23 protein-coding genes are annotated in these 22,991 nt (G+C 62.0%); 10 read left to right on the top strand and 13 right to left on the bottom strand.

The features are described from left to right. The first annotated feature begins 14 nt into the window (after window positions 1–14). The 3 genes from thiP to J5J10_RS18785 all read left to right on the top strand — a co-directional run bounded on the left by thiP (window position 15) and on the right by J5J10_RS18785 (window position 4,124). Window positions 15–1,625, top strand: a complete 1,611-nt coding sequence (gene thiP, locus J5J10_RS18775) for a thiamine/thiamine pyrophosphate ABC transporter permease (RefSeq protein WP_211931034.1) — start codon at window positions 15–17, stop codon at window positions 1,623–1,625. Beyond that, window positions 1,618–2,328, top strand: a complete 711-nt coding sequence (locus J5J10_RS18780; protein ID WP_211931035.1) for an ATP-binding cassette domain-containing protein — start codon at window positions 1,618–1,620, stop codon at window positions 2,326–2,328. The genes thiP and J5J10_RS18780 overlap by 8 nt, the downstream gene beginning before the upstream one ends. A gap of 278 nt (window positions 2,329–2,606) precedes the next feature. Further along, the gene (locus J5J10_RS18785; RefSeq protein ID WP_208547747.1) at window positions 2,607–4,124 is read left to right on the top strand and encodes a M48 family metalloprotease; all 1,518 of its coding nucleotides are present in this window, start codon (window positions 2,607–2,609) and stop codon (window positions 4,122–4,124) included. Between the two features lie 13 nt (window positions 4,125–4,137). Here the strand turns inward: J5J10_RS18785 and J5J10_RS18790 are convergent, their stop codons facing one another. The 5 genes from J5J10_RS18790 to J5J10_RS18810 all read right to left on the bottom strand — a co-directional run bounded on the left by J5J10_RS18790 (window position 4,138) and on the right by J5J10_RS18810 (window position 7,760). After that, window positions 4,138–5,001 (bottom strand): RNA polymerase factor sigma-32, encoded by an 864-nt coding sequence (locus J5J10_RS18790; RefSeq protein ID WP_211931036.1) that lies wholly within the window; start codon window positions 4,999–5,001, stop codon window positions 4,138–4,140. Between the two features lie 300 nt (window positions 5,002–5,301). After that, complete coding sequence (gene leuB, locus J5J10_RS18795; RefSeq protein WP_211931037.1) at window positions 5,302–6,414, bottom strand: 3-isopropylmalate dehydrogenase; 1,113 nt, start codon at window positions 6,412–6,414, stop codon at window positions 5,302–5,304. A gap of 108 nt (window positions 6,415–6,522) precedes the next feature. After that, entirely contained in the window at window positions 6,523–6,759 is a 237-nt protein-coding gene (locus J5J10_RS18800) for a DUF2798 domain-containing protein (RefSeq protein WP_349252096.1), read from the bottom strand. Between the two features lie 24 nt (window positions 6,760–6,783). After that, a complete protein-coding gene (leuD, locus tag J5J10_RS18805; protein WP_208547743.1) occupies window positions 6,784–7,389 on the bottom strand; it encodes a 3-isopropylmalate dehydratase small subunit in 606 nt (201 codons plus the stop codon). Window positions 7,390–7,526: 137 nt separating this feature from the next. After that, window positions 7,527–7,760: a hypothetical protein gene (locus tag J5J10_RS18810; protein ID WP_208547742.1), complete on the bottom strand. Its 234-nt coding sequence runs from the start codon at window positions 7,758–7,760 to the stop codon at window positions 7,527–7,529. A gap of 111 nt (window positions 7,761–7,871) precedes the next feature. Here J5J10_RS18810 and J5J10_RS18815 point away from each other — a divergent pair, with 111 nt between their 5' ends. After that, a complete protein-coding gene (locus J5J10_RS18815; protein ID WP_211931038.1) occupies window positions 7,872–8,783 on the top strand; it encodes a CoA ester lyase in 912 nt (303 codons plus the stop codon). Then, window positions 8,780–8,986 (top strand): DUF1737 domain-containing protein, encoded by a 207-nt coding sequence (locus J5J10_RS18820; protein ID WP_208547740.1) that lies wholly within the window; start codon window positions 8,780–8,782, stop codon window positions 8,984–8,986. The genes J5J10_RS18815 and J5J10_RS18820 overlap by 4 nt, the downstream gene beginning before the upstream one ends. A 41-nt stretch (window positions 8,987–9,027) precedes the next feature. Here the strand turns inward: J5J10_RS18820 and J5J10_RS18825 are convergent, their stop codons facing one another. Beyond that, window positions 9,028–9,468 carry a metallopeptidase family protein gene (locus J5J10_RS18825; RefSeq protein ID WP_208547739.1) on the bottom strand — a complete coding sequence of 147 codons (441 nt, stop codon included), beginning with the start codon at window positions 9,466–9,468 and terminating at the stop codon, window positions 9,028–9,030. A 158-nt stretch (window positions 9,469–9,626) separates the two neighbouring features. On the opposite strand from J5J10_RS18825, the gene J5J10_RS22550 reads away from it, so the two are divergent. The 5 genes from J5J10_RS22550 to bfr all read left to right on the top strand — a co-directional run bounded on the left by J5J10_RS22550 (window position 9,627) and on the right by bfr (window position 16,540). Continuing rightward, window positions 9,627–10,532, top strand: coding sequence for a hypothetical protein (locus J5J10_RS22550; protein WP_249116775.1), 906 nt, complete (start codon window positions 9,627–9,629; stop codon window positions 10,530–10,532). Beyond that, window positions 10,483–11,985 (top strand): DNA polymerase Y family protein, encoded by a 1,503-nt coding sequence (locus J5J10_RS18830; RefSeq protein WP_349252097.1) that lies wholly within the window; start codon window positions 10,483–10,485, stop codon window positions 11,983–11,985. Before J5J10_RS22550 ends, J5J10_RS18830 begins: the two co-directional genes overlap by 50 nt. Further along, window positions 11,982–15,341 (top strand): error-prone DNA polymerase, encoded by a 3,360-nt coding sequence (locus J5J10_RS18835; RefSeq protein WP_211931040.1) that lies wholly within the window; start codon window positions 11,982–11,984, stop codon window positions 15,339–15,341. The genes J5J10_RS18830 and J5J10_RS18835 overlap by 4 nt, the downstream gene beginning before the upstream one ends. A 93-nt stretch (window positions 15,342–15,434) precedes the next feature. Next, window positions 15,435–15,746, top strand: coding sequence for a (2Fe-2S)-binding protein (locus J5J10_RS18840; RefSeq protein ID WP_208552929.1), 312 nt, complete (start codon window positions 15,435–15,437; stop codon window positions 15,744–15,746). Between the two features lie 308 nt (window positions 15,747–16,054). Continuing rightward, window positions 16,055–16,540, top strand: a complete 486-nt coding sequence (bfr, locus tag J5J10_RS18845) for a bacterioferritin (protein WP_208547736.1) — start codon at window positions 16,055–16,057, stop codon at window positions 16,538–16,540. A 109-nt stretch (window positions 16,541–16,649) separates the two neighbouring features. Here bfr and J5J10_RS18850 read toward each other — a convergent pair whose 3' ends face one another. The 7 genes from J5J10_RS18850 to J5J10_RS18880 all read right to left on the bottom strand — a co-directional run bounded on the left by J5J10_RS18850 (window position 16,650) and on the right by J5J10_RS18880 (window position 22,961). Continuing rightward, window positions 16,650–17,189: an RNA pyrophosphohydrolase gene (locus tag J5J10_RS18850; RefSeq protein ID WP_211931041.1), complete on the bottom strand. Its 540-nt coding sequence runs from the start codon at window positions 17,187–17,189 to the stop codon at window positions 16,650–16,652. Further along, on the bottom strand, window positions 17,186–18,376 hold the full coding sequence (locus tag J5J10_RS18855; protein ID WP_211931042.1) for a divergent polysaccharide deacetylase family protein: 1,191 nt from the start codon (window positions 18,374–18,376) through the stop codon (window positions 17,186–17,188). Before J5J10_RS18855 ends, J5J10_RS18850 begins: the two co-directional genes overlap by 4 nt. A gap of 47 nt (window positions 18,377–18,423) precedes the next feature. Beyond that, entirely contained in the window at window positions 18,424–19,746 is a 1,323-nt protein-coding gene (locus J5J10_RS18860; protein ID WP_208547733.1) for a S41 family peptidase, read from the bottom strand. After that, window positions 19,736–21,100 (bottom strand): murein hydrolase activator EnvC, encoded by a 1,365-nt coding sequence (locus J5J10_RS18865; protein ID WP_211931301.1) that lies wholly within the window; start codon window positions 21,098–21,100, stop codon window positions 19,736–19,738. The genes J5J10_RS18860 and J5J10_RS18865 overlap by 11 nt, the downstream gene beginning before the upstream one ends. Before the next feature lie 155 nt (window positions 21,101–21,255). After that, entirely contained in the window at window positions 21,256–21,738 is a 483-nt protein-coding gene (gene rlmH, locus J5J10_RS18870; RefSeq protein WP_211931043.1) for a 23S rRNA (pseudouridine(1915)-N(3))-methyltransferase RlmH, read from the bottom strand. 94 nt (window positions 21,739–21,832) lie between these two features. Beyond that, the gene (rsfS, locus tag J5J10_RS18875; protein ID WP_211931302.1) at window positions 21,833–22,246 is read right to left on the bottom strand and encodes a ribosome silencing factor; all 414 of its coding nucleotides are present in this window, start codon (window positions 22,244–22,246) and stop codon (window positions 21,833–21,835) included. A 133-nt stretch (window positions 22,247–22,379) separates the two neighbouring features. Further along, window positions 22,380–22,961 (bottom strand): nicotinate-nucleotide adenylyltransferase, encoded by a 582-nt coding sequence (locus J5J10_RS18880; RefSeq protein WP_211931303.1) that lies wholly within the window; start codon window positions 22,959–22,961, stop codon window positions 22,380–22,382. Window positions 22,962–22,991 lie beyond the last annotated feature (30 nt).

A 22,991-nucleotide genomic window follows, 5' to 3' on the forward strand; every position in this document is an offset into this window, starting at 1 on the left:
GCCGCAGGCAGACGATGACGCATGTCGCCGGCGGGGCCTTTGGCCTCGTCGCGATCCTGGCGTTCATCCTGGCTGCGGTCGCGGCTCTGCTCGCCATCGGATCGGGACAGGGTTTTGCCTCGCTCGTCGCCGATCCCGTCATCCTGCCGGCCTTGCGCTTCACCCTGTTGCAGGCGGGTCTGTCGACGCTTCTGTCGCTTCTCTTCGGCATTCCCGTCGCGCTCGCGCTCGCGCGGCAAAGGCAGTTTCCCGGCCGGATCTGGCTGATCCGTCTGATGGCGGTGCCGATGGGGCTGCCGGTGCTGATCGGCGCGCTGGGGCTGATCGGCATCTGGGGCCGGACCGGACTTGTCAGCGCGCTGCTTTTGGGGATCGGCGTGGACGAGCCGCTCTCCATCTACGGGCTGTCGGGCATTCTTCTCGCCCACGTGTTCTTCAACATGCCGCTCGCCGCCCGGCTTCTTCTGGCCGGGCTGGAGCGGGTTCCCGCCGAATACTGGATGCTTTCGGCGGAACTCGGCATGGGCCGTTCCGCGACATTCCGTTTCGTCGAGTGGCCTGTCGTCGCGCGGCTGCTGCCAGAGGTCGCGGGGCTGGTGTTCATGCTCTGCGCCACGAGCTTCACGCTTGTCCTCGTGCTCGGCGGGGGACCCGCAGCGACGACGTTGGAGGTGGCGATCTACCAGGCGCTGCGCTTCGATTTCGATCCGGCGCGCGCGGTCTCGCTGGCCGTTTTGCAGATCGGCGTGACGGGCGCGCTGCTTGCGGTAATCAGCCTGCTGCCGGCGCCCGACGAGGCGATTGCCGGAAGCGAGCGGCCGGTACGGCGGTTTGACGCGGGATCCGGTCTGGTCCGCCTGCAGGACGGGTTGCTGATTCTTGCCGCGGCGCTTTTCCTCGGCCTGCCGCTGATGTCGATCCTTGTGTCGGGACTGCGGGCCGATCTCTTCGCTCTCCTGATCGAGCCGGCGTTCCTGTCCGCTGCAGTGACCAGCCTCTCGATCGCCGGCAGCGCCGCTCTGTTGTCGACCGGGCTCGCTCTGCTCCTCGTGCGCGCCATCATCGCTTTGCGGGTGCGCGGGTCCGGACTGGCGTCCCGTCTGCTATCCGGTTCGCTGTCGGCGGCAGGGTCGCTGGTGCTTTTGGTGCCCGCCATCGTGCTGGCGACCGGCTGGTTCCTCATTCTTCGGCCGCTCGGCGAGATCTCACGCTTCGCGCCCGCTATCGTCATCGGGATCAATGCCCTGATGGCACTGCCGTTCGTCCTGCGTATCCTGACGCCCGCGGTCGAGGATCACAGGCGCATATCCGGACGGCTCGTGGCGAGCCTCGGAATTTCAGGCTTCGTGAAACTGTGGCGTATCGATCTGCCGGTGCTGGCGCGACCGCTGGCCATGGCGGTATCCTTCGCCATGGCCCTGTCGCTTGGCGACATGGGGGCGGTGGCGCTGTTTGGCGCGGAGGACGTCACCACGCTGCCGTGGCTGATCTACAGTCGCCTCGGCAGCTACCGCACCAATGACGCGGACGGGCTGGCGCTCATTCTCGGTGTCATTTGCCTAGCTCTCACCATGCTCGGGACCGCAGGCGCCAAACGTTCAAGGGAGGCGGTGGCCCATGTCTGAGACCGACATCGTTATTGAGACCGTCGCACTGCGTCTGGGTCGGATGGACTTCGCCTTCGACTGCGTCATCCCAGGCGGCAGGGTCACGGCGATCGCAGGTCCGTCCGGGGCAGGCAAAAGCACGCTTCTCAATCTGATCGCCGGGTTCGAGCAGCCGGACAGGGGACGGATTCTGATCGGCGGACAGGATGTCACGGTCCATCATCCTGCGGACCGGCCGGTGTCGATCGTCTTCCAGGACCACAACCTGTTTGCCCATCTCGATCTCTTCACGAACGTAGGACTGGGGATTGATCCCTCCCTCAGACTCAATCCTGAGCAGCGGGAAGAAATTTCCCGTTCCCTGGGAACGGTGGGTCTTGGCGGGTTCGAAAAGCGCAAACCGCCGACGCTATCGGGGGGCGAGCGGCAAAGAGCCGCCTTTGCGAGGGCGCTGGTTCGCAGGAAGCCGGTGCTGTTTCTGGACGAGCCTTTCGCGGCGCTCGACCCGGGTCTCCGGTCGGACATGGCACGGCTTCTCGGGGATCTTCATACAGAAACCGGCAATACGGTGCTAATGATCAGCCATGACCGTGACGAGGTGCTGCGGCTCTCCGAACACGTGCTCTTCCTGGAGGAGGGACATGTACTGTTCAGCGGCCCGACATCCGTGTTTCAGGAGAAGACCGGTTCTCCCGCGATAGAGCGGTTTTTACGCGGCTGACCGGTCTCTTCCCAGTCTGTGCCATATTTTGGACGTGCGCCGGTGCAATGGACGCGCGTGGCGGCAGTGTTGCATGTCGGCATCCCGTCACGGGCACTCTTTGATTCTTCAGAATCGAAACTATCTTATTGAGCAGCTTGCGTTATGCTTGTTTGCGGCGTTGCGGGAATGGAATGCCGAAAAAGGGCAGGGCTCCCTTTGAAGAATATTGGCGGTCGGGGACGCGTGCGTGGGGACGTCCTCTTGTGGGAGCAGGTGATTCGGTCGAGATGCAGATCATGATCCGTACGAGCGCACCGACCCTCCGTGGTGCGCGGCCATTCGACCTCCTTTCCGTGCTTCGCCGGGGCACAGCCGTCTTCCTGCTCGGAACCGCCCTTGCCGGTTGCCAGTCGCTGTTCGACCAATCCTACGAATCCAGTATCGGTCCTTCGTCCACGCCGCAGATCGTGGAACAGGTGCAGAAGGATGACCCGCGCGCGCAGATGGGAGCGCGCGAACATCCGCGGATCGTCGCGAGCTATGGCGGCGAGTATCATGACGAGAAGACCGAACGTCTGGTCGCCCGGATCGCGGGCGCACTGACGGCCGTTTCCGAGAATCCGGCGCAATCCTATCGCATCACCATCCTCAATTCCCCTGCGATCAACGCGTTTGCCTTGCCCGGCGGCTATCTCTACGTGACGCGGGGGCTGCTCGCACTCGCCAACGACGCTTCCGAGGTCGCCGCCGTGCTGAGCCACGAGATGGCCCACGTAACCGCCAATCACGGGATTGAACGGCAGCGGCGAGAGGAGGCCGAGGTCATCGCCAGCCGCGTCGTGGCCGAGGTCCTGTCGAGCGATCTGGCCGGCAAACAGGCGCTGGCGCGTGGCAAGCTGCGCCTGGCGGCCTTCTCCCGTCAGCAGGAATTGCAGGCCGACGTGATCGGCGTGCGGACATTGGGCGAAGCCGGCTACGACCCCTACGCGGCGGCACGCTTCCTGGAATCGATGGCCAGCTACAGCCAGTTCACCTCTGTCGATCCGGCGGCGGACCAGAGCCTCGACTTCCTGTCCAGCCACCCGAATGCGCCGCAGCGCGTCGAACTCGCCCGTCGCCATGCGCGGGCATTCGGACCCGAGGGAACGCACGGGGAGAGCGGGCGCGACTACTATCTGCAGGGCATCGACGGCCTGCTCTACGGCGACAGTCCGCAGGAGGGTTATGTTCGCGGCCAGACCTTCCTACACGGTAGCCTGGGCATCCGTTTCGATGTGCCGCAAGGCTTCCAGATCGACAACAAGGTCGAGGCCGTGCTCGCCACCGGAGCCGGAGATGTGGCCATCCGCTTCGATGGCGTGGCGGACAGTCAGCGGGGCAGTCTCACCAATTACATTTCCAGTGGCTGGGTGACGGGGCTTCTCCCCGATACCATCCAATCGATCCGCGTGAATGGGCTTGAGGCGGCAAAAGCACGCGCCTCGGCAGACCGTTGGGATTTCGACATTACCGTCATCCGTATCGGCTCACAGATATTCCGCTTCCTGACAGCGGTGCCTAAGGGCAGCCCGGCGCTCGACGCGACGGCGGAGGTGCTGCGATCGAGCTTCCGCCGGATCACGCCTCAGGAGGCTGCCTCTCTGAAGCCCTTGCGGGTGCGAGTGGTGACGGTCGGGCCGCGCGATACGCTGGCATCGCTTGCCGGTCGGATGATGGGCACGGAGCGGAAGCTCGAACTGTTTCGCATGATCAATGCGCTAAAGTCCACCGACGTGCCCGCCGTCGGCAGCAAGGTCAAGATTATCTCGGAATGATGCGCGACTGGCGTCAGGACACCAGTTCGCGCTCGGTCGGGGCCTTGTGAATCAGGGCGGCGCGCAGTTTTTCCATTGCCCGTGTTTCGATCTGCCTGACGCGCTCCTTGGAGATGCCGAACTCGACACCAAGTTCCTCGAGCGTCGCGCCATCCTCGGACAGGCGGCGGGCATTGATGATGCGGCTTTCCCGTTCGTTCAATTCCAGCATCGCATCCTTCAGCCAGCCACTCCAGCGTTGACCATCGATCATGCTGGTGACCTGTTCGTCGGGAAGGGGTTCCTCGCTTGGCAACATTTCCAGCTTTTCGGTCTTGCTGTCGCCATCGGCCACCGGAGCCTGAAGCGAGGCGTCATTGGCTGACAGCCTCGCATCCATTGCCTGGACATCGGCAAGGCTGACGCCAAGAGCGGCGGCGATTTCCTGATGGATGGCCAGATCCGTCAGACGATTGTCGCCCTGGGCGAGCTTGGCGCGGAGCCGCCTTAGGTTAAAGAACAGCGCCTTCTGGGTGGAGCTCGTGCCACCGCGAACGATCGACCAGTTGCGGAGGATATAATCCTGCATGGAGGCTCTGATCCACCAGCCGGCATAGGTTGAAAAACGGACCTCGCGTTCCGGTTCAAACCTTGCCGCCGCTTCGAGCAACCCTATGTAGCCTTCTTGTACGAGGTCGCCCAATGGAAGGCCGAAGCCGCGAAATTTCGAGGCCATGGCAATGACCAGCCGCATGTGGGCGTGGGCGATCTTGTTACGGGCCTCGTTGTCCTGGGCGTTCTTCCATCGCAAGGCGAGATCGCGTTCCTCTTCTCGCGCGAGATAAGGCGCGTTCTGCGCGGCACGGAAAAGCTGCTTTTCGGCTGCTGTCGATTTCATGTCGGTCTCCATGAACTCTCTCGCAACACGCACCGTGCGGCCTTGCCGTACGATGCGTGGTGCGACGCCATTTGCTGGTGTCAATGGCTCTAACGCTTCAAAAGCGATTTCGGATCATGAAGGATCGAGGTTTTCGTGTACCGAGGGATCCATGTTCGGAGTTTGTCGGCTCCTACAGCGCGTCGGATCACGGCAAAGTGATTGTTTGCCGCACTGGAGAAAGCCTCGAAAGGGAGGCGGGTGCGGCAAACGAGGATTTAAAACAGGTGGACGACCGGAAAACCGGCCGTTGCCCTGGAATTAACCGAGAAGCGCGCGGAATTCCGCGAGGATGGCGTCGCCCATCTCCACAGTACCGACCTTGGTGCAGCCATCGGCCATGATGTCGCCGGTGCGGATGCCCTTTTCCAGGACATTGGCGATGGCCTTTTCCAGCTTGTCCGCTTCGTCGACCATGTTGAACGAGTAGCGCAGGCACATGGCGAAGGAGGCAATCATCGCGATCGGGTTGGCGATGCCCTGGCCGGCAATATCCGGAGCGGAGCCGTGGACCGGCTCGTAGAGCGCCTTGCGCTTGCCGGTCTTCGCATCCGGCGCGCCAAGCGAGGCGGACGGCAGCATGCCCAGCGATCCTGTCAGCATGGCGGCGACGTCGGAGAGCATGTCGCCGAACAGGTTGTCAGTGACGATGACGTCGAACTGCTTCGGTGCGCGCACCAGCTGCATGCCGCCGGCATCGGCCAGCATGTGCTCCAGCTTGACGTCGGAATATTTGTCCTTGTGGGTGGCGGTGACGACCTGGTTCCAGAGAACACCCGACTTCATGACGTTGCGCTTCTCCATGGAGCAGACCCGGTTGTTGCGGGTGCGGGCCATTTCGAAGGCGACGGAGGCGATGCGCTCGATTTCGTAGGTGTCGTAGACCTGGGTATCGATGGCGCGCTTCTGGCCGTTGCCGAGATCGGTGATGGTCTTGGGCTCGCCGAAATAGACGCCGCCGGTGAGCTCGCGGATGATCAGGATGTCGAGGCCTTCGACGAGTTCCGGCTTCAGCGAGGAGGCGGAGGCGAGAGCCGGATAGCAGATCGCCGGACGCAGGTTGGCGAAAAGCTCGAGATCCTTGCGCAAACGCAGAAGACCGGCTTCCGGGCGCACGTCATAGGGCACGTCGTCCCACTTCGGGCCGCCGACGGCGCCGAACAGGACGGCATCCGCCTTCATCGCCTTCGCCATGTCCTCTTCGGAAATCGCCGCACCATGCGCATCATAGGCCGAACCGCCGACGAGACCTTCGTCGGTCTCGAAACCGGCGCCACGCTCGGCGTTCATGAAAGCGATGATCTTGCGGACCTCGGCCATGGCTTCCGGGCCGATGCCGTCACCTGGAAGGAGAAAAAGATTGCGCACTGTCAAGGCGAGGCCTCCCAAAAATCTGAAACGAGTTGCCGCCTTCTAACGGTCAAGCCAAGGCTTTTCAAGGACGCCGGAAGGCCTAACGGTACAGATGTCGGCAAAGGTTTTTCAGTCGCGTACGACAACCCTGGCAAGAATGCGCCGCACCAGGGGCGCCACCAGCAGCACGGACGGAAAGGCGATCGCCCATGAGGCTACCCAGGCCCGCAGCCACAACAGCGGAAAGGCGCCATCGATGCCCGCACCGAGCGCGGTCGCAAGGCCGGACACGATGCAGGACATCATGCCCGACAGGAGGAGGCCGAACGCGACCGGCTCATATCGTCTGGGAAGAAACGGTTTTATGGCGGGATCCCCGTCGGCAGGGCGTTATGCCCAGGGGCGTGAGGCCGCGTTGGATTTTTCAAAGGCCGCGATGGACGATGCCTTTTCCAGCGTGAGGCCGATGTCGTCGAGGCCATTCAGCAGACAATGCCGCTTGAATGCGTCGATTTCGAAGGAAATCGTGCCGCCGTCCGGACCGGTGATCTGCTGATTTTCGAGATCGACGGAGATCACGGCGTTGGAGCCGCGGCTGGCGTCATCCATCAACTTGTCGAGGTCTTCCTGGCTGACGACGATCGGCAGGATGCCGTTCTTGAAGCAGTTGTTGTAGAAGATGTCGGCGAAGGAGGTGGAGATCACGCAGCGGATGCCGAAGTCGAGAAGCGCCCATGGCGCATGTTCGCGCGAGGAGCCGCAGCCGAAATTATCGCCGGCAACGAGAATCTTCGCCTCGCGGTAGGCGGGCTTGTTGAGCACGAAATCCGGATTTTCCGTGCCGTCTTCCTTGTAGCGGGCTTCGGCGAAAAGGCCGGTACCCAGACCCGTCCGCTTGATCGTCTTCAGGTAGTCCTTCGGAATGATCATGTCGGTGTCGATGTTGACGACCGGGAGCGGCGCAGCGACGCCGGTGAGCTTTGTGAACTTTTCCATCAGATCCCGCCTTCGGAATTCATTTCGGCCAATTGCGCTGCACTTAGAGCAAATTTCGGCGGATTTGAAGGCCTAACTTGGCCAAACGGGTACGCTCCGCCAAGGAGATCGTGTCCCTGCTGCCAGGACGATCGCGATCAGAGGTCGATGATCGTGCCGCGACCGTCGTTCCACACGCGCATATCGGTCTTGCCGGACTTGGCCCGTACGGGAACCCGTGCTTCCCTGAAGCGTAGCGCCAGCATGCGAATGCCGATGACGGCCGTCAGGACGGCTCCGAGCACGAGGGTCAGCGACAGGGTGAATGCGGCCGCGAGAGCCAGAATGACGATTCCGCCTGCTGCAAGGGCTATGGAGCGAAGATTGTTCATTGTGCGGATTCCTTTCACGCCCACTAAAGTGACCCCTGTCGGCCATGATTGCAAGGGTTTTCGCCCGACAAGCCGCTTGCACCGGCATCACAAGCTTGGCAGAAGAAGGACATGTTCGCCACCGACCGCCCCCATCCCATCCGATTGCGCCGCTCCCTGTTGAGCGTGCCGGCGATCAATATGCGGGCGCTGGACAAGAGCAGGGGCCTGGATTGCGATGGGGTGATCCTCGATCTGGAGGACTCCGTCGCGCCGGACAGGAAGGCGGAAGCCCGCGACAATTTGCGCGCCTTCTTCACCCAGGGTTTGCCCGAAAAACGGGAAACCGTCATCCGGGTGAATGCCGCCGACAGCCCTTTCTTCGACGCCGACATGGCGGCTGTCGTTGCCTTGAAGCCCGATGCGGTTCTGCTTCCCAAGGTCAACGAGCCCGAAGACGTGCAGACGGTGGCGGATCTGCTGGCGGAAGCGGATGTGCCGGATAGCCTGAAGATCTGGGCGATGATGGAGACGCCGCACGGCATTCTCAACGCCGCCGCGATCGCGAAATACGGACGAACCGCGGGCGGACGACTGGAATGCTTCGTGGTGGGGCTGAACGATCTGCGCAAGGAGACCGGGGTTCTTCCGGATCGGCAGCGGACCTATCTCGTCCCCTGGCTGATGCAGGTCGTTCTGGCCGGCCGGGCCTACGGAATCGAGATTATCGACAGCGTCTGCAACGATTTTCACGATCTCGATGCCTATGCCCGGGAATGCGCCCAGGGGCGCGCCATGGGCTTCGATGGCAAGATGCTCATTCATCCGGCGCAGATCGCCGCTGCCAACGCCGGGTTCGGGCCGACGGATCAGGACCTCGACGAGGCGCGGATGATCGTCGCCGCATTTGCCGATCCGGCCGCCGCCGGACTCAACGTTATCAACAGCGGCGGGCGCATGATCGAGCGCCTCCATCTCGAACAGGCTGAGCGGGTTGTGATGAAGGCCGCTCTCATCAATGACAGAAAAGGCACCGAACAATGAAACTCTATCGCTTCCTGACCGGTCCGGATGACGCATCCTTCTGCCATCGCGTCACCGATGCGCTGAACAAGGGCTGGGAACTGCACGGTTCGCCGCAGCATACGTTCAATGCGGCCGAAAACCGTCTCTATTGCGGGCAGGCCGTGGTGAAGACGGTGCACGGCAAGGATTACGATCCGAGCATGAAACTGGGCGAGCAGTAAGCTTTCCCGGATGCGATGAAGGCACCGGCGGACAGTCTATCCTATCGTTCGGCGGCGGCCTGCTCGGCGCTTTCCTCTATCCGCTCCATGTCGTCGTCCGACAGGCCGAAATGATGGCCGATCTCGTGGATGAGGACGTGGGTGATGATGTCGCCCAGCGTTTCCTCGTTCTCGGCCCAGTAGTCGAGGATCGGACGCCGATAGAGCGTGATGCGATTGGGCATCTCGCCGGTTTCCATGGTGAAGCGTTCCGAAATGCCTCGTCCCTCGAACAGACCCAGCAGGTCAAACGGGGTTTCGAGGGCCATGTCCTCGAAGACGTCATCCGTCGGAAAGTCGGCGATCTCGATGATCAGATCCGTCGTCAAAGCACGGAATTCCTCCGGCAAGTGGCCGTAGGCCTCGATCGCCAGGGATTCGAACGTGCTGATCGTCGGGGCGTGGCGTTCTCGCCAGTCCGACGTGTGGTCTATACGCGCCATGCAAACTCCTTCTGGCGCCTCATATAGGCTTTTTGCCCGATCTTTACGAGTGAAGAATCGGGGCAAGGAATAATTTCACATTTTCGGTAGTTGACTCTTTTAGAGAGCTCTGGAATCCATAGGAACATATAGAGAACAAACCGACAGGAGTGAACGCCATGGCAGAGCGTGCCATGACGCGAGAGACCCTTTTTGCGCTTCGTGAAGCGGTTGCCCGGATCGAGGGCAAGCCGGCCCAAATGGCGCGCGAGGTGGCGATGCGGGACGGCGATGACGCCCTCCTGGTCCAAGCTAAGCGCGGTGCGGCGGGACAGTCGGGCGATCCCCTGTCGATGATCATGGAGGAGGTGGAGCAGGGCGGCGCCTTTATCGAAATCCGAAGCGCCCGCCTGGCGGATGCTGGGGCGGCGAGTGGGTTTGCATTGGCGCTGTCATGCTGTCGTTCGGTGAGGCCTGATGGCAAGATCCTTCTGATCGGCGACCGTCATGTGGCGCGAGAGGCGGGTCTGCCTTACGCGCCGGGACTGGACGATTTCGGGCATCGCCGCGGTGAGCTGGTTTACGCCCTGCCCAGACGGATCGAGGATGCGCTGTGGCTTGCCGACGAAGCGCTGGCCTGCGGCGCTTTTGCGACCGTCATTCTCGAGGTGCACGGCAATGTCCGGCAATTCGGCCTGACGGAAAGTCGACGCCTCGGCCTCAAGGCACGGAGTGCCGGAGGGACGCTGCTTCTGATGCGCCAGGCTGGCGAGGAGGAGGCGTCGAGCGCCTCGCTGCGGCTGCGCGTGGAAGCCGCGCCTTCGGCGATCCGCAACTCCCTTGAACAGCCGATGCCGATGGCCCTCGGCAACCCTCTCTTTCGACTGACCGTGGAAAAGAGCCGATCGGCTGTCTTTTCCGAATTTCTACTGGAGTGGAGCAGCCATGAACGTCGCCTTGCCTACCTGCCATCCGCTGTCTTCCAGCGATCGCCGCATCCTGTCGATCAGCTTTCCGCGGCTGGCGACAGATCGGATCGCAAGGGGGAAATGGGGCGCCTCCTGGCGCTCGACCGGGCGTCCTGACGCGCCTCCGATCGTTTGCTCGGGACAGGTCGGTAACGCCAGGCAACTGACCGCCATCGACACGCTTGCGGAAGGCATCGGTTTGCGTATCGGCCAGGGATTGGCCGAGGCAAGGGCGATCCGCCCGGATCTCGACGTATCCGAAGCCGATGCGGAGGCGGATCAGCGGCTGCTGGATGCCCTGGCCAACTGGTGCGACCGGTATACCCCGCTGGTGGCACTCGATGGCAGGGACGGCCTTTTGCTGGATATCACGGGCTGCGCCCACCTCTTTGGCGGCGAGGCGAAAATGCTGGACGATGTTCTTGCGCGACTGAGGTCGATGGGGCTTGACGCGAAGGGGGCGATTTCGTCCACCGCCGGCCTGTCATGGGCTCTCTCGCGGTTTGGCGCTGTCCGTGTCGTCGAGCAGCGGGATACGCAAGCGGCATTGACATCGCTGCCGGTCGCGAGCCTCAGGCTCGACGGCGAGGTGGTGGCAGGCCTGGTCCGCATGGGCCTGAAGCAGGTCGGCGACCTCATTGACCTGCCGCGCGCGCCGCTGGCGCGCCGCTTCGGTGCCGCCGTTCTCCTGCGTCTCGACCAGGCGCTGGGCCGGGTCGGGGAGCCCATATCGCCCAGACGATCGCTCGCGATGTTGTCGGTCGAACGGCATCTGGTCGAGCCGATCCGTGATCGTGACATGATCCTCGATCTGGCGGAGGGACTGGCGGCGGGCCTGAAGCCCGGGCTGGAGGCTCGCGGCGAGGGAGGGCGGCTTTTCGAGCTTCTCCTGTTCCGCGTCGACGGACGCGTCTTCCGGATCGAGGTGGGTACCGCTGCGCCGCTACGCGAGCCGAAACGCATCGCAGCCCTTTACAGGGAAAGGCTCGAGGTGGCCGCTGACGACATGGATGCCGGCTTCGGCTTCGAGTTCGTTCGCCTCAATGTTCTGGCAAGCGAGGCCTTTCGGGACGGCATGCCGCAACTGTTGACGGAGCAAAGCGCGCCGAACGATTCCCTTCCTGACTTCATCGATCTGGTGTCGGCAAGGCTTGGTCCGGGTTGTCTCAAGGTTCCGGTTTCGCTTGCCAGTCACTGGCCCGAGCGAGCCAGCGGGGCCGTGTCGCTGACGGATCATGTTCAGAGCGTCGGATCCCCTGTCGACGCTCCCGCCCGTCTCGAACGCCCGCTGAGGCTGCTTTCGAGAGCCGAACCCGTCACAGTTCTGGCGGAAATTCCGCATGGACCGCCGGCGAGTTTCCAGTGGCGCCGGATACGTCACCGCGTCGTGCGCTCCGAAGGTCCCGAACGCCTGACGCCGGAATGGTGGCTCGAGGACGCCAACACCTCGGAACGCGATTATTTCCGGGTCGAGGACGCCGAGGGTCGTCGCTACTGGATCTATCGGCAAGGGCTTTACGAACGCGGGGCGACCGACCCCGGCTGGTTCATGCAAGGCATATTCGCATGACGCCCGGTTTTTTCGAGATTGGCGCGCAAAGCAATTTTTCGTTTTTGCGTGGCGCGTCCCATCCCGAAGAGATGGTTCTGGCCGCCGAAGCCCTGGGGATAGCCGGTCTCGGGCTTGCCGATCGCAATACGGTGGCCGGCGTGGTGCGGATGCATGCCGCCGCCAAGGCCAGGCCGGACAGGAGGACGAAACCCTATCCGTATCAACCGGGTGCGCGTCTCGTTTTTTCCGATGGTACGCCGGACCTTCTCGTCTATCCGATGAACCGTCGGGGCTGGGGCAATCTGTGCCGGCTGCTGAGCGCCGGAAACCTGCGTTCGGAGAAAGGCGCCTGCACTCTTTACGACGCGGATCTTCAGCAATGGAACGGAGACCTGCTGGCCGTGGTCCTGCCGCCAGATGCGATCGACGAAGTGAGGAGTGCGGATTTCGCGGAGCGGCTGACAGGGCTCCGCCTCTGTTTCGGTGAGCGGCTGCATATGGCCCTTGCCCCCCTTTACAACGGCCTCGACCGGCAGCGCTTCCGGGAAATCTCCCGTCTTGCGCAAAAGCAGGGCCTGTCTTTGATCGCCACCAACCTGCCGGCCTATCACCTGCCCGACCGGAAGCCGCTGTCCGATGTCATGACCGCCATCCGCGAGCATGTGACGGTCGCCGACGCTGGCTTCAGGCTTCCTCCCAATGCCGAGAGGCATCTGAAGACGGCGGAGGAGTTGCAACCCATGCTGTCCGACTATCCCGAGGCGATCGCCCGGACGGCGGCGTTCTTCAATCGTCTCAACTTCTCGCTCGATGAACTGAGCCGGCATCAATATCCTGACGAAAGCGTGGAGGGCGAGCCTCCGAGCCTAACCTTGCGGCGACTTGCCTATGAGGGGGCGGCGGAACGATTTGCGGGCCCCGAAGGCATACCTGAGAAGGTCAGGAATCTCATCGAGTACGAACTCGACCTGATATCGCGCAAGGCATACGAGCCCTACTTCCTGACCGTCTACAAGATCATGCAGCATGCGCGGGCGGAAGGCATCCTCTGCCAGGGGCGGGGGTCGGCGGCCAATTCGGCCGTCTGCTTCTGCCTTCGCATCACCGACGTGAATCCGGAAACGACGACATTGCTGTTCGACCGGTTCCTCTCGACCGAGCGGGAGGAGCCGCCGGACATCGACGTGGATTTCGAGCATGAAAGGCGCGAGGAGGTGATCCAGTTCATCTACCGGACCTATGGCCGCGAGCATGCGGCGCTGACAGCGGCGGTGATCTGTTACCGGGCGCGGTCTGCCGGCCGGGAGGTGGCGAAGGCCTTCGGTCTCTCCGAGGATGTGCAATCCGCCATGGCGGGTTCGATCTGGGGATGGTCGCAGGCGGCGCTCGGCGAGGACCAGATCAAGTCGGCAGGGCTTGATGCTTCGGACAAGACGACGCAGCGCGTCATGGAATATGGCAGCCTGTTGCAGCGTTTTCCGCGGCATCTTTCCCAGCATGTCGGCGGGTTCGTTATGACGCGGGACCGGCTGGACGAGATCGTGCCGATCATGAACACGGCCGATGGCCGCTACATGATCGAATGGGACAAGGACGATCTCGATACGCTTAAAATCCTCAAGGTGGACGTGCTGGCGCTCGGCATGCTGAGCTGCCTGGCGCGGGCCCTGAAGTTGCTGGAGGTCCACTACGATCGGCGGATGACGCTCGCTTCGGTCATTAATGACCAGCGGGACGAAGTCTACGATATGATCTGCCGGGCCGATACGCTCGGCGTGTTCCAGATCGAAAGCCGGGCGCAGATGAGCATGCTGCCGCGACTGCAGCCCCGGGCTTTCTACGACCTTGTGATCGAGGTGGCAATCGTTCGTCCGGGTCCGATCCAGGGGGACATGGTGCATCCATATCTGAAGCGGCGACAGGAAAAGCGGGAATTCGGGCGTGAACCCGCTTATCCGAATCCAGAGCTGATCCCGGTTCTGAGCCGCACGCTCGGTGTGCCGCTGTTCCAGGAACAGGCGATGCAGATCGCGATCACGGCGGCCGGTTTTACCCCGGCGGAGGCTGACCGGCTGCGGCGCGCGATGGCGACGTTCCGGCGCACCGGACAAGTCGCCGACTTCAAGGACCGTTTCGTCAACGGCATGCTGTCGAAGGGATATGAGCGCGATTTCGCAGAGCGCTGTTTCAGCCAGATCGAAGGTTTCGGCGAATACGGTTTTCCGGAAAGCCATGCCGCCTCCTTCGCTCTCCTGGTTTATGTGTCCTGCTGGTTCAAGGCCTTCTATCCCGATGTGTTCTGCGCGGCGATCCTGAATTCCCAGCCGATGGGTTTTTATGCGCCGGCCCAGCTCGTCAGGGATGCGCGCGAGCATGGCGTGGAGGTGCGCCCGGTCGACGTGAACTCGTCCTGCTGGAACTCGACGCTGGAGGTGCTGGGGAGCACCGAGGGTACCGGTATCAGGCGGGAAGCCGTTGAGAGACGTCATGCACGCATGATCGGCATCATGAAAAGTCGACATGCCGTCCGTCTCGGCTTTTCGCTGGTCAAGGGTCTTTCGGAGGCGGACATCGACAGGCTGGTTTCGCGGCGCGAGACCGGGCCTTATGTCTCGGTGCGCGATCTCTGGGAGCGGTCCGGTCTCGACCGTGCGACAATCGAAAAGCTGGCCGATGCGGATGCGTTTCGCTCGATGGGTCTCGATCGCCGCGCGGCCCTTTGGCAGGTGAAGGCGCTTGAGACGAGTCGGGCCAGCGAGGCCATGCCGCTGTTTTCCTCCCTCATGACGGGTGGGGAATGGCAGCGCGAAGCGAGCGTGACCCTGCCGCTCATGCCGGTCCAGGAGCATGTGCTGAACGATTACCGGACGCTCAGCTTATCCCTCAAAGCTCATCCGGTTTCCTTCATGCGGGCCGACATGACCGCCCTTGGCATCACGCCCAGCAACCGGCTCCCGGATGTACCCGATGGCCGCAGGATAAAAATCGCCGGTCTCGTTCTGGTGCGCCAGCAGCCGGGCTCGGCCAAGGGCGTGATCTTCATGACGCTGGAAGATGAGACCGGCGTTGCGAATGCGATCGTCTGGCCCAAAATCTTCCAGAAATATCGGCCCGTGGTGATGGGCGCGCGTCTCGTCGCCGTCCACGGCCGGCTGCAAAAGCAGGATGGTGTCATCCACGTTGTCGCCACCCATCTTGAGGACATGAGCGCGCGTCTTGCGGTTCTCAAACGCGAGCAGAGGCGATTTGCCGGCACCGATCGCGCCGACGAAGCGCTCAGGTCGCCGGTGGACCAGCGGCAGAAAAAACATGCCCGGAACGAGGCGGTGCGCGAAGCGGTTCAGGTGATGCCCAAGGGGCGAAACTTCCATTGAGCCGCATCGGCAGCCCGGAAATTTTCTTGACAAAGCTCATCCGGATATACAAAAAGGGGAGGTCTAAACTCATGTTTGCCGATAGGCTTGTCGATGCTGGTCTGCAGCTGCAACTACATTACCGACAAAGAGATCAGGTCCGTCATCACCGAATTGCTCGATGAGGACTGTTGGCAGCTGATCGTCCCCGCCAAAGTCTATCATGCGATGGGCAAGCGCGGCCGTTGCTGCGGATGCTTCCCGAACGTTGTCGATCTGATCATCCAGACCACCGAAGACTATCATGTGCAGCGTCGCTCCGATGACGCGAACGTCGTCGATTTCATCGAGCGCCTGAAACGGTTTCATGAGGAGCAGCAGGCCCATCTGGCCGAGCGCCGCCAGAAAATGGGGCGCATCGCCTGATTGTCGGGACCGACATCGACTCCTGCCGTTGCCCGATATCGCGCGATTTTTCACGACATCGATCCGGCAATCCTCGGATCTTGTGTATTCGCAACCTCTTTCTCTTCGCCATTTCCAAGTATCAAGGATCACTCCTTGCGCAGGCCGGCTTGATCCGGTGCTTGCCATGGGGAAAACTGCGTGACGAACCAGCGACCGGCGAAACCGGATTTACGCTCCCGAAAAAATCACGTAGTGTAGTTTATAATAATTCTAAAGACTGGTTGCGACCATGCATCCGGTGAACACACCAAGGAGAAGACGAGGCCATGAAGGGTGATCCGAAGGTAATCGAGCGTTTGAACGAGGCCCTGTTTCTCGAGCTGGGCGCGGTGAACCAATACTGGCTGCATTATCGCCTGCTGGAAGACTGGGGCTACACCAAGCTTGCGAAGAAGGAGCGCGCCGAGTCGATCGAGGAGATGCAGCACGCCGACAAGCTGGTTGGCCGGATCATCTTCCTTGAAGGTCATCCGAACCTGCAGACGGTCGCTCCGCTGCGCATCGGCCAGAACGTCAAGGAAGTGCTGGAGGCCGATCTCGCCGGCGAATACGATGCCCGCACCGCCTACAAGAAATCCCGCGATATCTGTCACGACGCCGGCGACTATGTGTCGATGAAGCTGTTCGAGGAACTGCTGATCGACGAAGAAGGTCATATCGACTTCCTCGAAACGCAGCTCGAATTGCTGTCGAAGCTCGGCGAAGAGAAATACGGCCTGCTCAACGCCGACTCGGCCGACCAGGCCGAATAGCAGCGCCCAGCCTTCGGCGACGTAGCAAAGCCGCGGCTATGCCGCGGCTTTTTCATTGTCTTGTTGGACGACCTCGCAAAGCCGCTCTCGGCTGGCCGCCGGTCCCGGATCAGTCGGCCAAGTGGCTGAATTCGGCCACGACCGCGTCATAGACCGTTCGCTTGAACGGAACGATCAGGTCCGGCAGTTCGCGCATCGGTTTCCAGGCCCAGGTATCGAATTCCGCTTCATGGCCTCCGGGTGGCGGGTTGATCGCGATTTCGCTTTCGTCGCCGTCGAAGCGGAAGGCAAACCAGCGCTGCGTCTGTCCGCGATAGCGTCCCTTCAAGCCGATCCCGATCAGTTCTGGTGGCAGATCATAGTTTATCCATCGCCCGGCTTCGGCCAGAAGAGTGACCGAGCGCATGCCGGTCTCCTCATAGAGTTCTCGGGTCGCCGCGGCGAAAGGGTCCTCCCCTTCGTCTATCCCACCTTGCGGCATCTGCCAGAGCTTCGGCGAGCCGTCATATTCCGAGTTGCCTTCCGGAATCCGCCGCCCCGCCCAGACCAGGCCCTCGCGGTTGAGCACCATGATACCGACGCAGGGCCGGTATGGCAGGTCTTCGGCCCGCAGTTTCGGTCGGTCTTTATGCGTCGTTTCGGATTTCATGGCTGGTTCTCCAGTGCAATGGCGGACACTCCCACGACTTCTATACCGCGCAGCCGCGCTTCGTCGCTCCATTTCGCCACAGCGCGCACCGTCTCCTCGAAGGCGGAGCCGAGCACCACGGCAAACCCGTTGCGTCTGGCAATGCGCTCGGCATCATCCAGCCGCTTCAAGATCGACGCCTCGTCGATCTGTTGATCGATTTGCAGATCGACGAAAGCATGCGGCGTCGACAGCGCCTTGGCGAATTCGCCCGTGAGCGAGCTTGCGGAGGAACCATCGTCGAGGAAAAGCAGTCCCCGGTTTGTTATCTCCCGCATCATAGGCTCCAGCGCGTTCGCGTCGGAGAGAAAGCGACCGCCCATGTAGTTCATGACGCCCGTGTAGTTCGTGATCAGCGCCATGGCTTCACGCAGGTTTGCCAGGTTCTGCTTCTCGGAATTTGACGACAGCAAGGTGCCGCGACCTGGGTTGTTAGCCGGATAATCAAAGGGCTCCATGGGAACCTGCAGGATGATCTCGTGGCCGGTGCGGCGGGCCTCCTGCATCCATCTCTGCAGGCTGTTGCCGGTTGAGGCGAATCCAAGCGTCACCTCTTCCGGCAGTTCGCGAATGGCATATTGCGTGCCGGTCTGGCTCAGGCCAAGTCCTCCGATGACGATCGCGATACGGGTGCCGCGCGCGCCGGACCAGGGCCGGGCATATTGTTCGACCGGACGCAGGCCATCGGGACCTACGGTCGGAAGGCGGCCGTAGGAGCTGTCTTCGAGGAGGAGTTCGTTCGGCATGGTTGCGGCGCGTGGGTCCTGTCCGATGCGCTGCGCGTCGATGAGAACGGGTCCGCCGCCATCGCGTGGCCGAGGGGAATAGGTTGTGACGACACTGCCGTCGGGCATGGTTTGGCGCGTGACGTTGGCGGCCGAATCCGGTCGCGCCGTGGCGATCCCCGAGGGCGGTTGCGATGGCGTGGAGGACGTCGACCCACGCGCGGCCACGTCAACGGGGTTTGAAACCTGCGATACAGAAACCGGTGGATCCTGCAGAGGAAGCGGGCTCACCGACACATAGAGGGAGGCCGCCGTTATTGTCATCACCGTTGCGATACCGCCAACGCGACGAAAGAGGCCGCCGCGAGATTTGCGGCGGCCCTTGATATCCTGACCCAACGGACGGTGGAGGTCGGAGCCCAAGCCTCAGCTTCCCTCATCCATCTTCATCTGGTTTTCTCCAGACGTCATCACTTGGACGCGACCGGCTTGTTCGGGTCGGGCGGGAAGGACGGATCGGTCTTGTTCCCGCGCAAGAGATCAAGCGCATAGTTCAGCTGGACGTCGTCCTTCGGTTCTTCCGGAACATAGGCGATGGAACCCGACCCTTCGTCGGTCTCGTTCTGGCCCTGGATATGACCCGGCAATGCAGACTCGCCCTCACTGCGGACCCGGCCCTGCAGCTCTTCTGGAAGCGGCTGCTCGACCTTGATGTCCGGCTCGATGCCGGTGCCCTGGATCGACTTGCCCGACGGCGTGTAATAGAGCGCCGTCGTCAGTCGGAGAGAACCGCGGTCGCCCATCGGTATGATCGTCTGTACCGAGCCCTTGCCGAACGAGCGGGTCCCGAGAACCGTCGCACGCCGCAGATCCTGAAGGGCACCCGCCACGATTTCCGACGCCGAGGCGGAGCCTCCGTTCACGAGGACGATAACAGGCTTGCCGTCGGTGATGTCGCCGGCGGTGGCATTGAAGCGGCGCGTGTCGTCGGGATTGCGGCTACGGGTCGAAACGACTTCGCCGCGCTCGAGGAATGCATCCGATACGTAGATGGCCTGATCGAGCAGCCCACCCGGATTGAGGCGAAGATCGAGAACATAGCCCTTCAGCTTGTCGGCGGGGACCTCGGCCTTGATCTTGTTGATCGCTGCCTCGAGGTCGTCATAGGTCTTCTCGGTGAACGAGATGACGCGAACGTAGCCGACATCGCCTTCGACGCGCGACTTGACCGCACGAACGGCAATGATCTCTCTGGTGACGGAAATGTCGATCGGCTTGTCTGCACCCTGGCGAAGGATGGTCAGCTTAATCGGCGTTCCGACGGCGCCGCGCATCTTCTCAACGGCCTGTTGCAGGCTCAAGCCCTGAACCTGTTCGCCGTTGATCTCGGAGATGAAGTCGCCTGCAAGGATGCCGGCGCGCGACCCGGGTGTATCGTCGATCGGCGCGATCACCTTGACCAGCTCGTTTTCCATCGTCACTTCGATGCCGATGCCGCCGAACTCGCCCTTTGTCTGGGTCTGCATGTCGGCGGCGGCTTCCGGATTCAGATAGCTCGAATGCGGATCGAGCGAAGTGAGCATGCCGTTGATGGCATTCTCAACGAGCTTGCCTTCGTCGGGTGCGGTCACGTACTGCGCGCGCACGCGCTCAAAGACGTCACCGAAGATCGACAGCTCCCGATAGGTGGAAGCGCCGGCGGCCTGGGCCGGAATTCCAGCCGAATAAACGAGGCTCATCGCCGTCGCGCCCATGAGGGCGCCGATGAGGACAAAAGAAACTCTAGGTATCATTCCCTGCCTTTCCAGCGTCTTTCTCGGCCCACCATGGGCGTGAATCAACCGGTACTCCGTCTTTGCGGAACTCAATGTAAAGCGTCGGCCGGTCCGTTTCCAGCGCCAATGCCGTTGCGCTTGCCACTCTTTTTTCGCCCATGGTGGCCAAGGGCTCGCCCGAGAGCACGAAACTTCCCTGTCGCGTGTTCACCCGATCCATGCCGGACAGCACAATATGGTAGCCGTCGCCCGCATTCAGAATCACCATCTGTCCATAGCTACGGAACTCGCCGGCGAATACAACCCAGGCATCCGCAGGTGCCGTCACGACCGCCCCCGGCATGGACGCTACGACCATGCCCCTGGCTTCGTGTCCGGTGCCATCAGGATCGCCGAAACGGCGCAATACCTCGCCCGTCGCCGGCAGTTCCAGTTTGCCCTGTAATTCGGAAAAAAGATATGCGGGCGTAATGCGGTTTTTGTCGGGCAGGGTCTGCTGTCCGGAATCACGTCCCTGTGTCTCGGCCTCTGTTCGAAGGCGCTCCTCCTCGTCCCTCGCTTTCCGCATGGCGTCGCGTACTGAGGCGATCTCGCTCTCGAGGGACGTGATCAGTCCTTCCAGACCCGTTGCCTTGGCGGCAAGTTCTTCCGAGCGGCGGCGCTGCCGTTCCAGCTCCGCCGCGTTGATTTTCGCCAGACGGTCGTTTTCCGCCAGCAGGAGATCCATGCGGCGCTCCTCCTCCTGCCTGTTGGTCATGGTGGCAAGATAGGCCGTCTTTTCTTCGTCGACGCTCTTGCGCAGGTTGACCAGTTCCTGCAGGTCTCCCGCAAGTCTTTCGGTCTCCTGGCGGATGCCAGGAACAACCGCGCCGAGAAGGATTGCCGTGCGAACCGACGATAGTGCGTCCTCTGGCGTCACAAGCAGGGCCGGCGGCGGGTTGCGTCCCATGCGCTGCAGCGCCGCGAGTACTTCGGCAAGCACGGCACGCCTTTCACGGAACGAAAGCCTGATCTCGTCCTCCCTGACCCGATAGCCAGCGAGCTTTTCCTCGCTCTCTGCTACCTGCCTTTCGAGCTCCTTTCGGCGCGCCGCCGATTCGATCAGGGCGGTTCGCAGGGTCTCGGAGGTCTTGTCGAGCGCGGCGATCTTCTGCTCAAGTTCCGCAGACTTTGTCGCTGAAAGCTCCATCGTGTCGGAAAGCTGCTTCAACTCCCTGGCGACCTCTTCGCGTTTTTTCTGAAGAGTGTCCGTCGGATCGACTGCGGCCGGCGCGTCGGGACCGGGGCTAGAGGCAGTCGCGGGAGAGGTTGTGGCAGCCGGTGTTGGCGGCTGCTGGGCCACCGACGACGCACCGCCCAGCAGCAGTGCCATCAGCACGCCGCCGGTGAGACGGGTTTTCCCCGAGCTCCCGAATCGCTGGTTCATACGCCAATTGCCGCATATTGCGCCGATGACGCAATACAGGTTCGGACTCCGGCGAAACAAAGGCCGCCAACGCGTTTGATATCTCTGCTTGTCGGGACCGGTCATGCCCGGTGGTAGGGATGGCCCGAGAGGATCGTGACGCTGCGGTACAGCTGCTCGGCGATCAAGATGCGCACCAATTGATGCGGCCAGGTGAGACGCCCGAGATTGAGAATCAGCCCGGCCCGCTGGCGCAGGTCCGGATCGAGACCATCCGCGCCGCCGATGACAAACACCAGGTCGCGCTGCCCCTGGTCCCTGATATTGCCGATATAGGTAGAGAGTTCCTGGCTGTTCCAGGCCTTGCCGCGCTCGTCGAGGGCAACAAGAACCGCCCCCTCGGGTGCCGCCTTCTCCAGAAGGGCAGCTTCCTCGCGTTTCCTGCCGTCAGCGGCCGAAGCCCGGCTTTCCGGCAGCTCCACGAGGCGTCCGAGCTCCAGACCGATAGCAGGCCCCGCCTTTGCAAACCGGTCGAAATAACGCGCCGCAAGTTCCTTTTCCGGCCCGGCCTTCAGTTTGCCGACCGCCAGAATACCAATGCGCATGCGCGCTCTCCATTCAACCCGACACTCACCCCGCCGCCGAGCGGCGCCGAGGCATACGGGTCCGGTTTGTCAGGCCGCTGCCAGCGGCCATCGATCAATGCAAGGTGCCTTCCTCGATATCGGGAGCCGCCCACATCCTTTCGATGTTGTAGAACTCTCGTATCTCGGGTCGGAACACATGCACGATAATGTCACCGGTGTCGATCAGCACCCAGTCGCCGGTCTCCAGGCCTTCGACCCTGGCGGAGCCGAAATCTTCATCCTTCAGATCGGTAATCAGGTGGTCGCAGATCGCTGACACATGCCTGCTCGACCGACCGGAGACGACGACCATGAAGTCTCCGAGAGCGGATTTACCGGCGATGTCGATGGTGACGATGTCTTCTGCCTTGGAGTCCTCGAGGCTTGCGAGGACCAGTTCAAGCGCGCGGGAGGCGGCATCAGCACCGCGTTCCGGGCTTTTCGGGACGACCCTGGAGGTCTTTCCCTTCGTGTGCACTGTCGTCAGAGTTTTCCCTTTCCTTCACAGAACAGCACTTCGCGATTCCATTCGATGGCTCGCTTATGAAAGGTGGCATCGTTGTGTTAATGTTTCAAGATGCCGGGTTGAAACCATTGCGAATTGCAACGGTCCGTACGGTTCATCGTTGCTGCCTGAGCGCCGTCGAGCTCAGCGTAGAGCGGGGGCCATGAATGAATGTCCATGCGGGCGCAGGTTTCTTCCAGAGCACGCCGGCGTCTTCTTCGTCGATGCGGGCGAAATCGAAGGTGCGTGCCATCTTCGAGGAGAGATATGACAGTGTCGAGCCCGGGCGATCGATAACGGCGATCGGGAAGGTGTTGGCGATCCTCTGCCAGTGCTGCCATTGATGAAAGCTCTTCAGGTTGTCCGCGCCCATTACCCAGATGAACCGGACATGCGGGTTTCGAGCCTTTACAGTGGCCAGAGTGCTCGCCGTATAGCTCGTTCCAAGGTTTTTTTCGAACGCTGTTACCTTGATGCGAGGATCTTTTACCAAACCCTCGCTGAGGGCCAGCCGTTCGCCAAGAGGCGCGAGGGCGGCGCGGCTCTTCAACGGGTTGCCGGGCGTTACGATCCACCACAGTTGATCTAGTCCAAGGCGACGCAGAGCTATCTCCGCGACGAGCGCATGGCCCTGGTGCGGCGGGTTAAACGAGCCGCCGAACAATCCCACCACCATGCCCCGTTCGGCATGTGGCATCTTCAGATAGGACGCGGGGATTTCTGCTTC

It is taken from the genome of Ciceribacter sp. L1K23 (assembly GCF_018122705.1).
In the GTDB taxonomy this organism is placed as follows: Bacteria; Pseudomonadota; Alphaproteobacteria; order Rhizobiales; family Rhizobiaceae; genus Allorhizobium.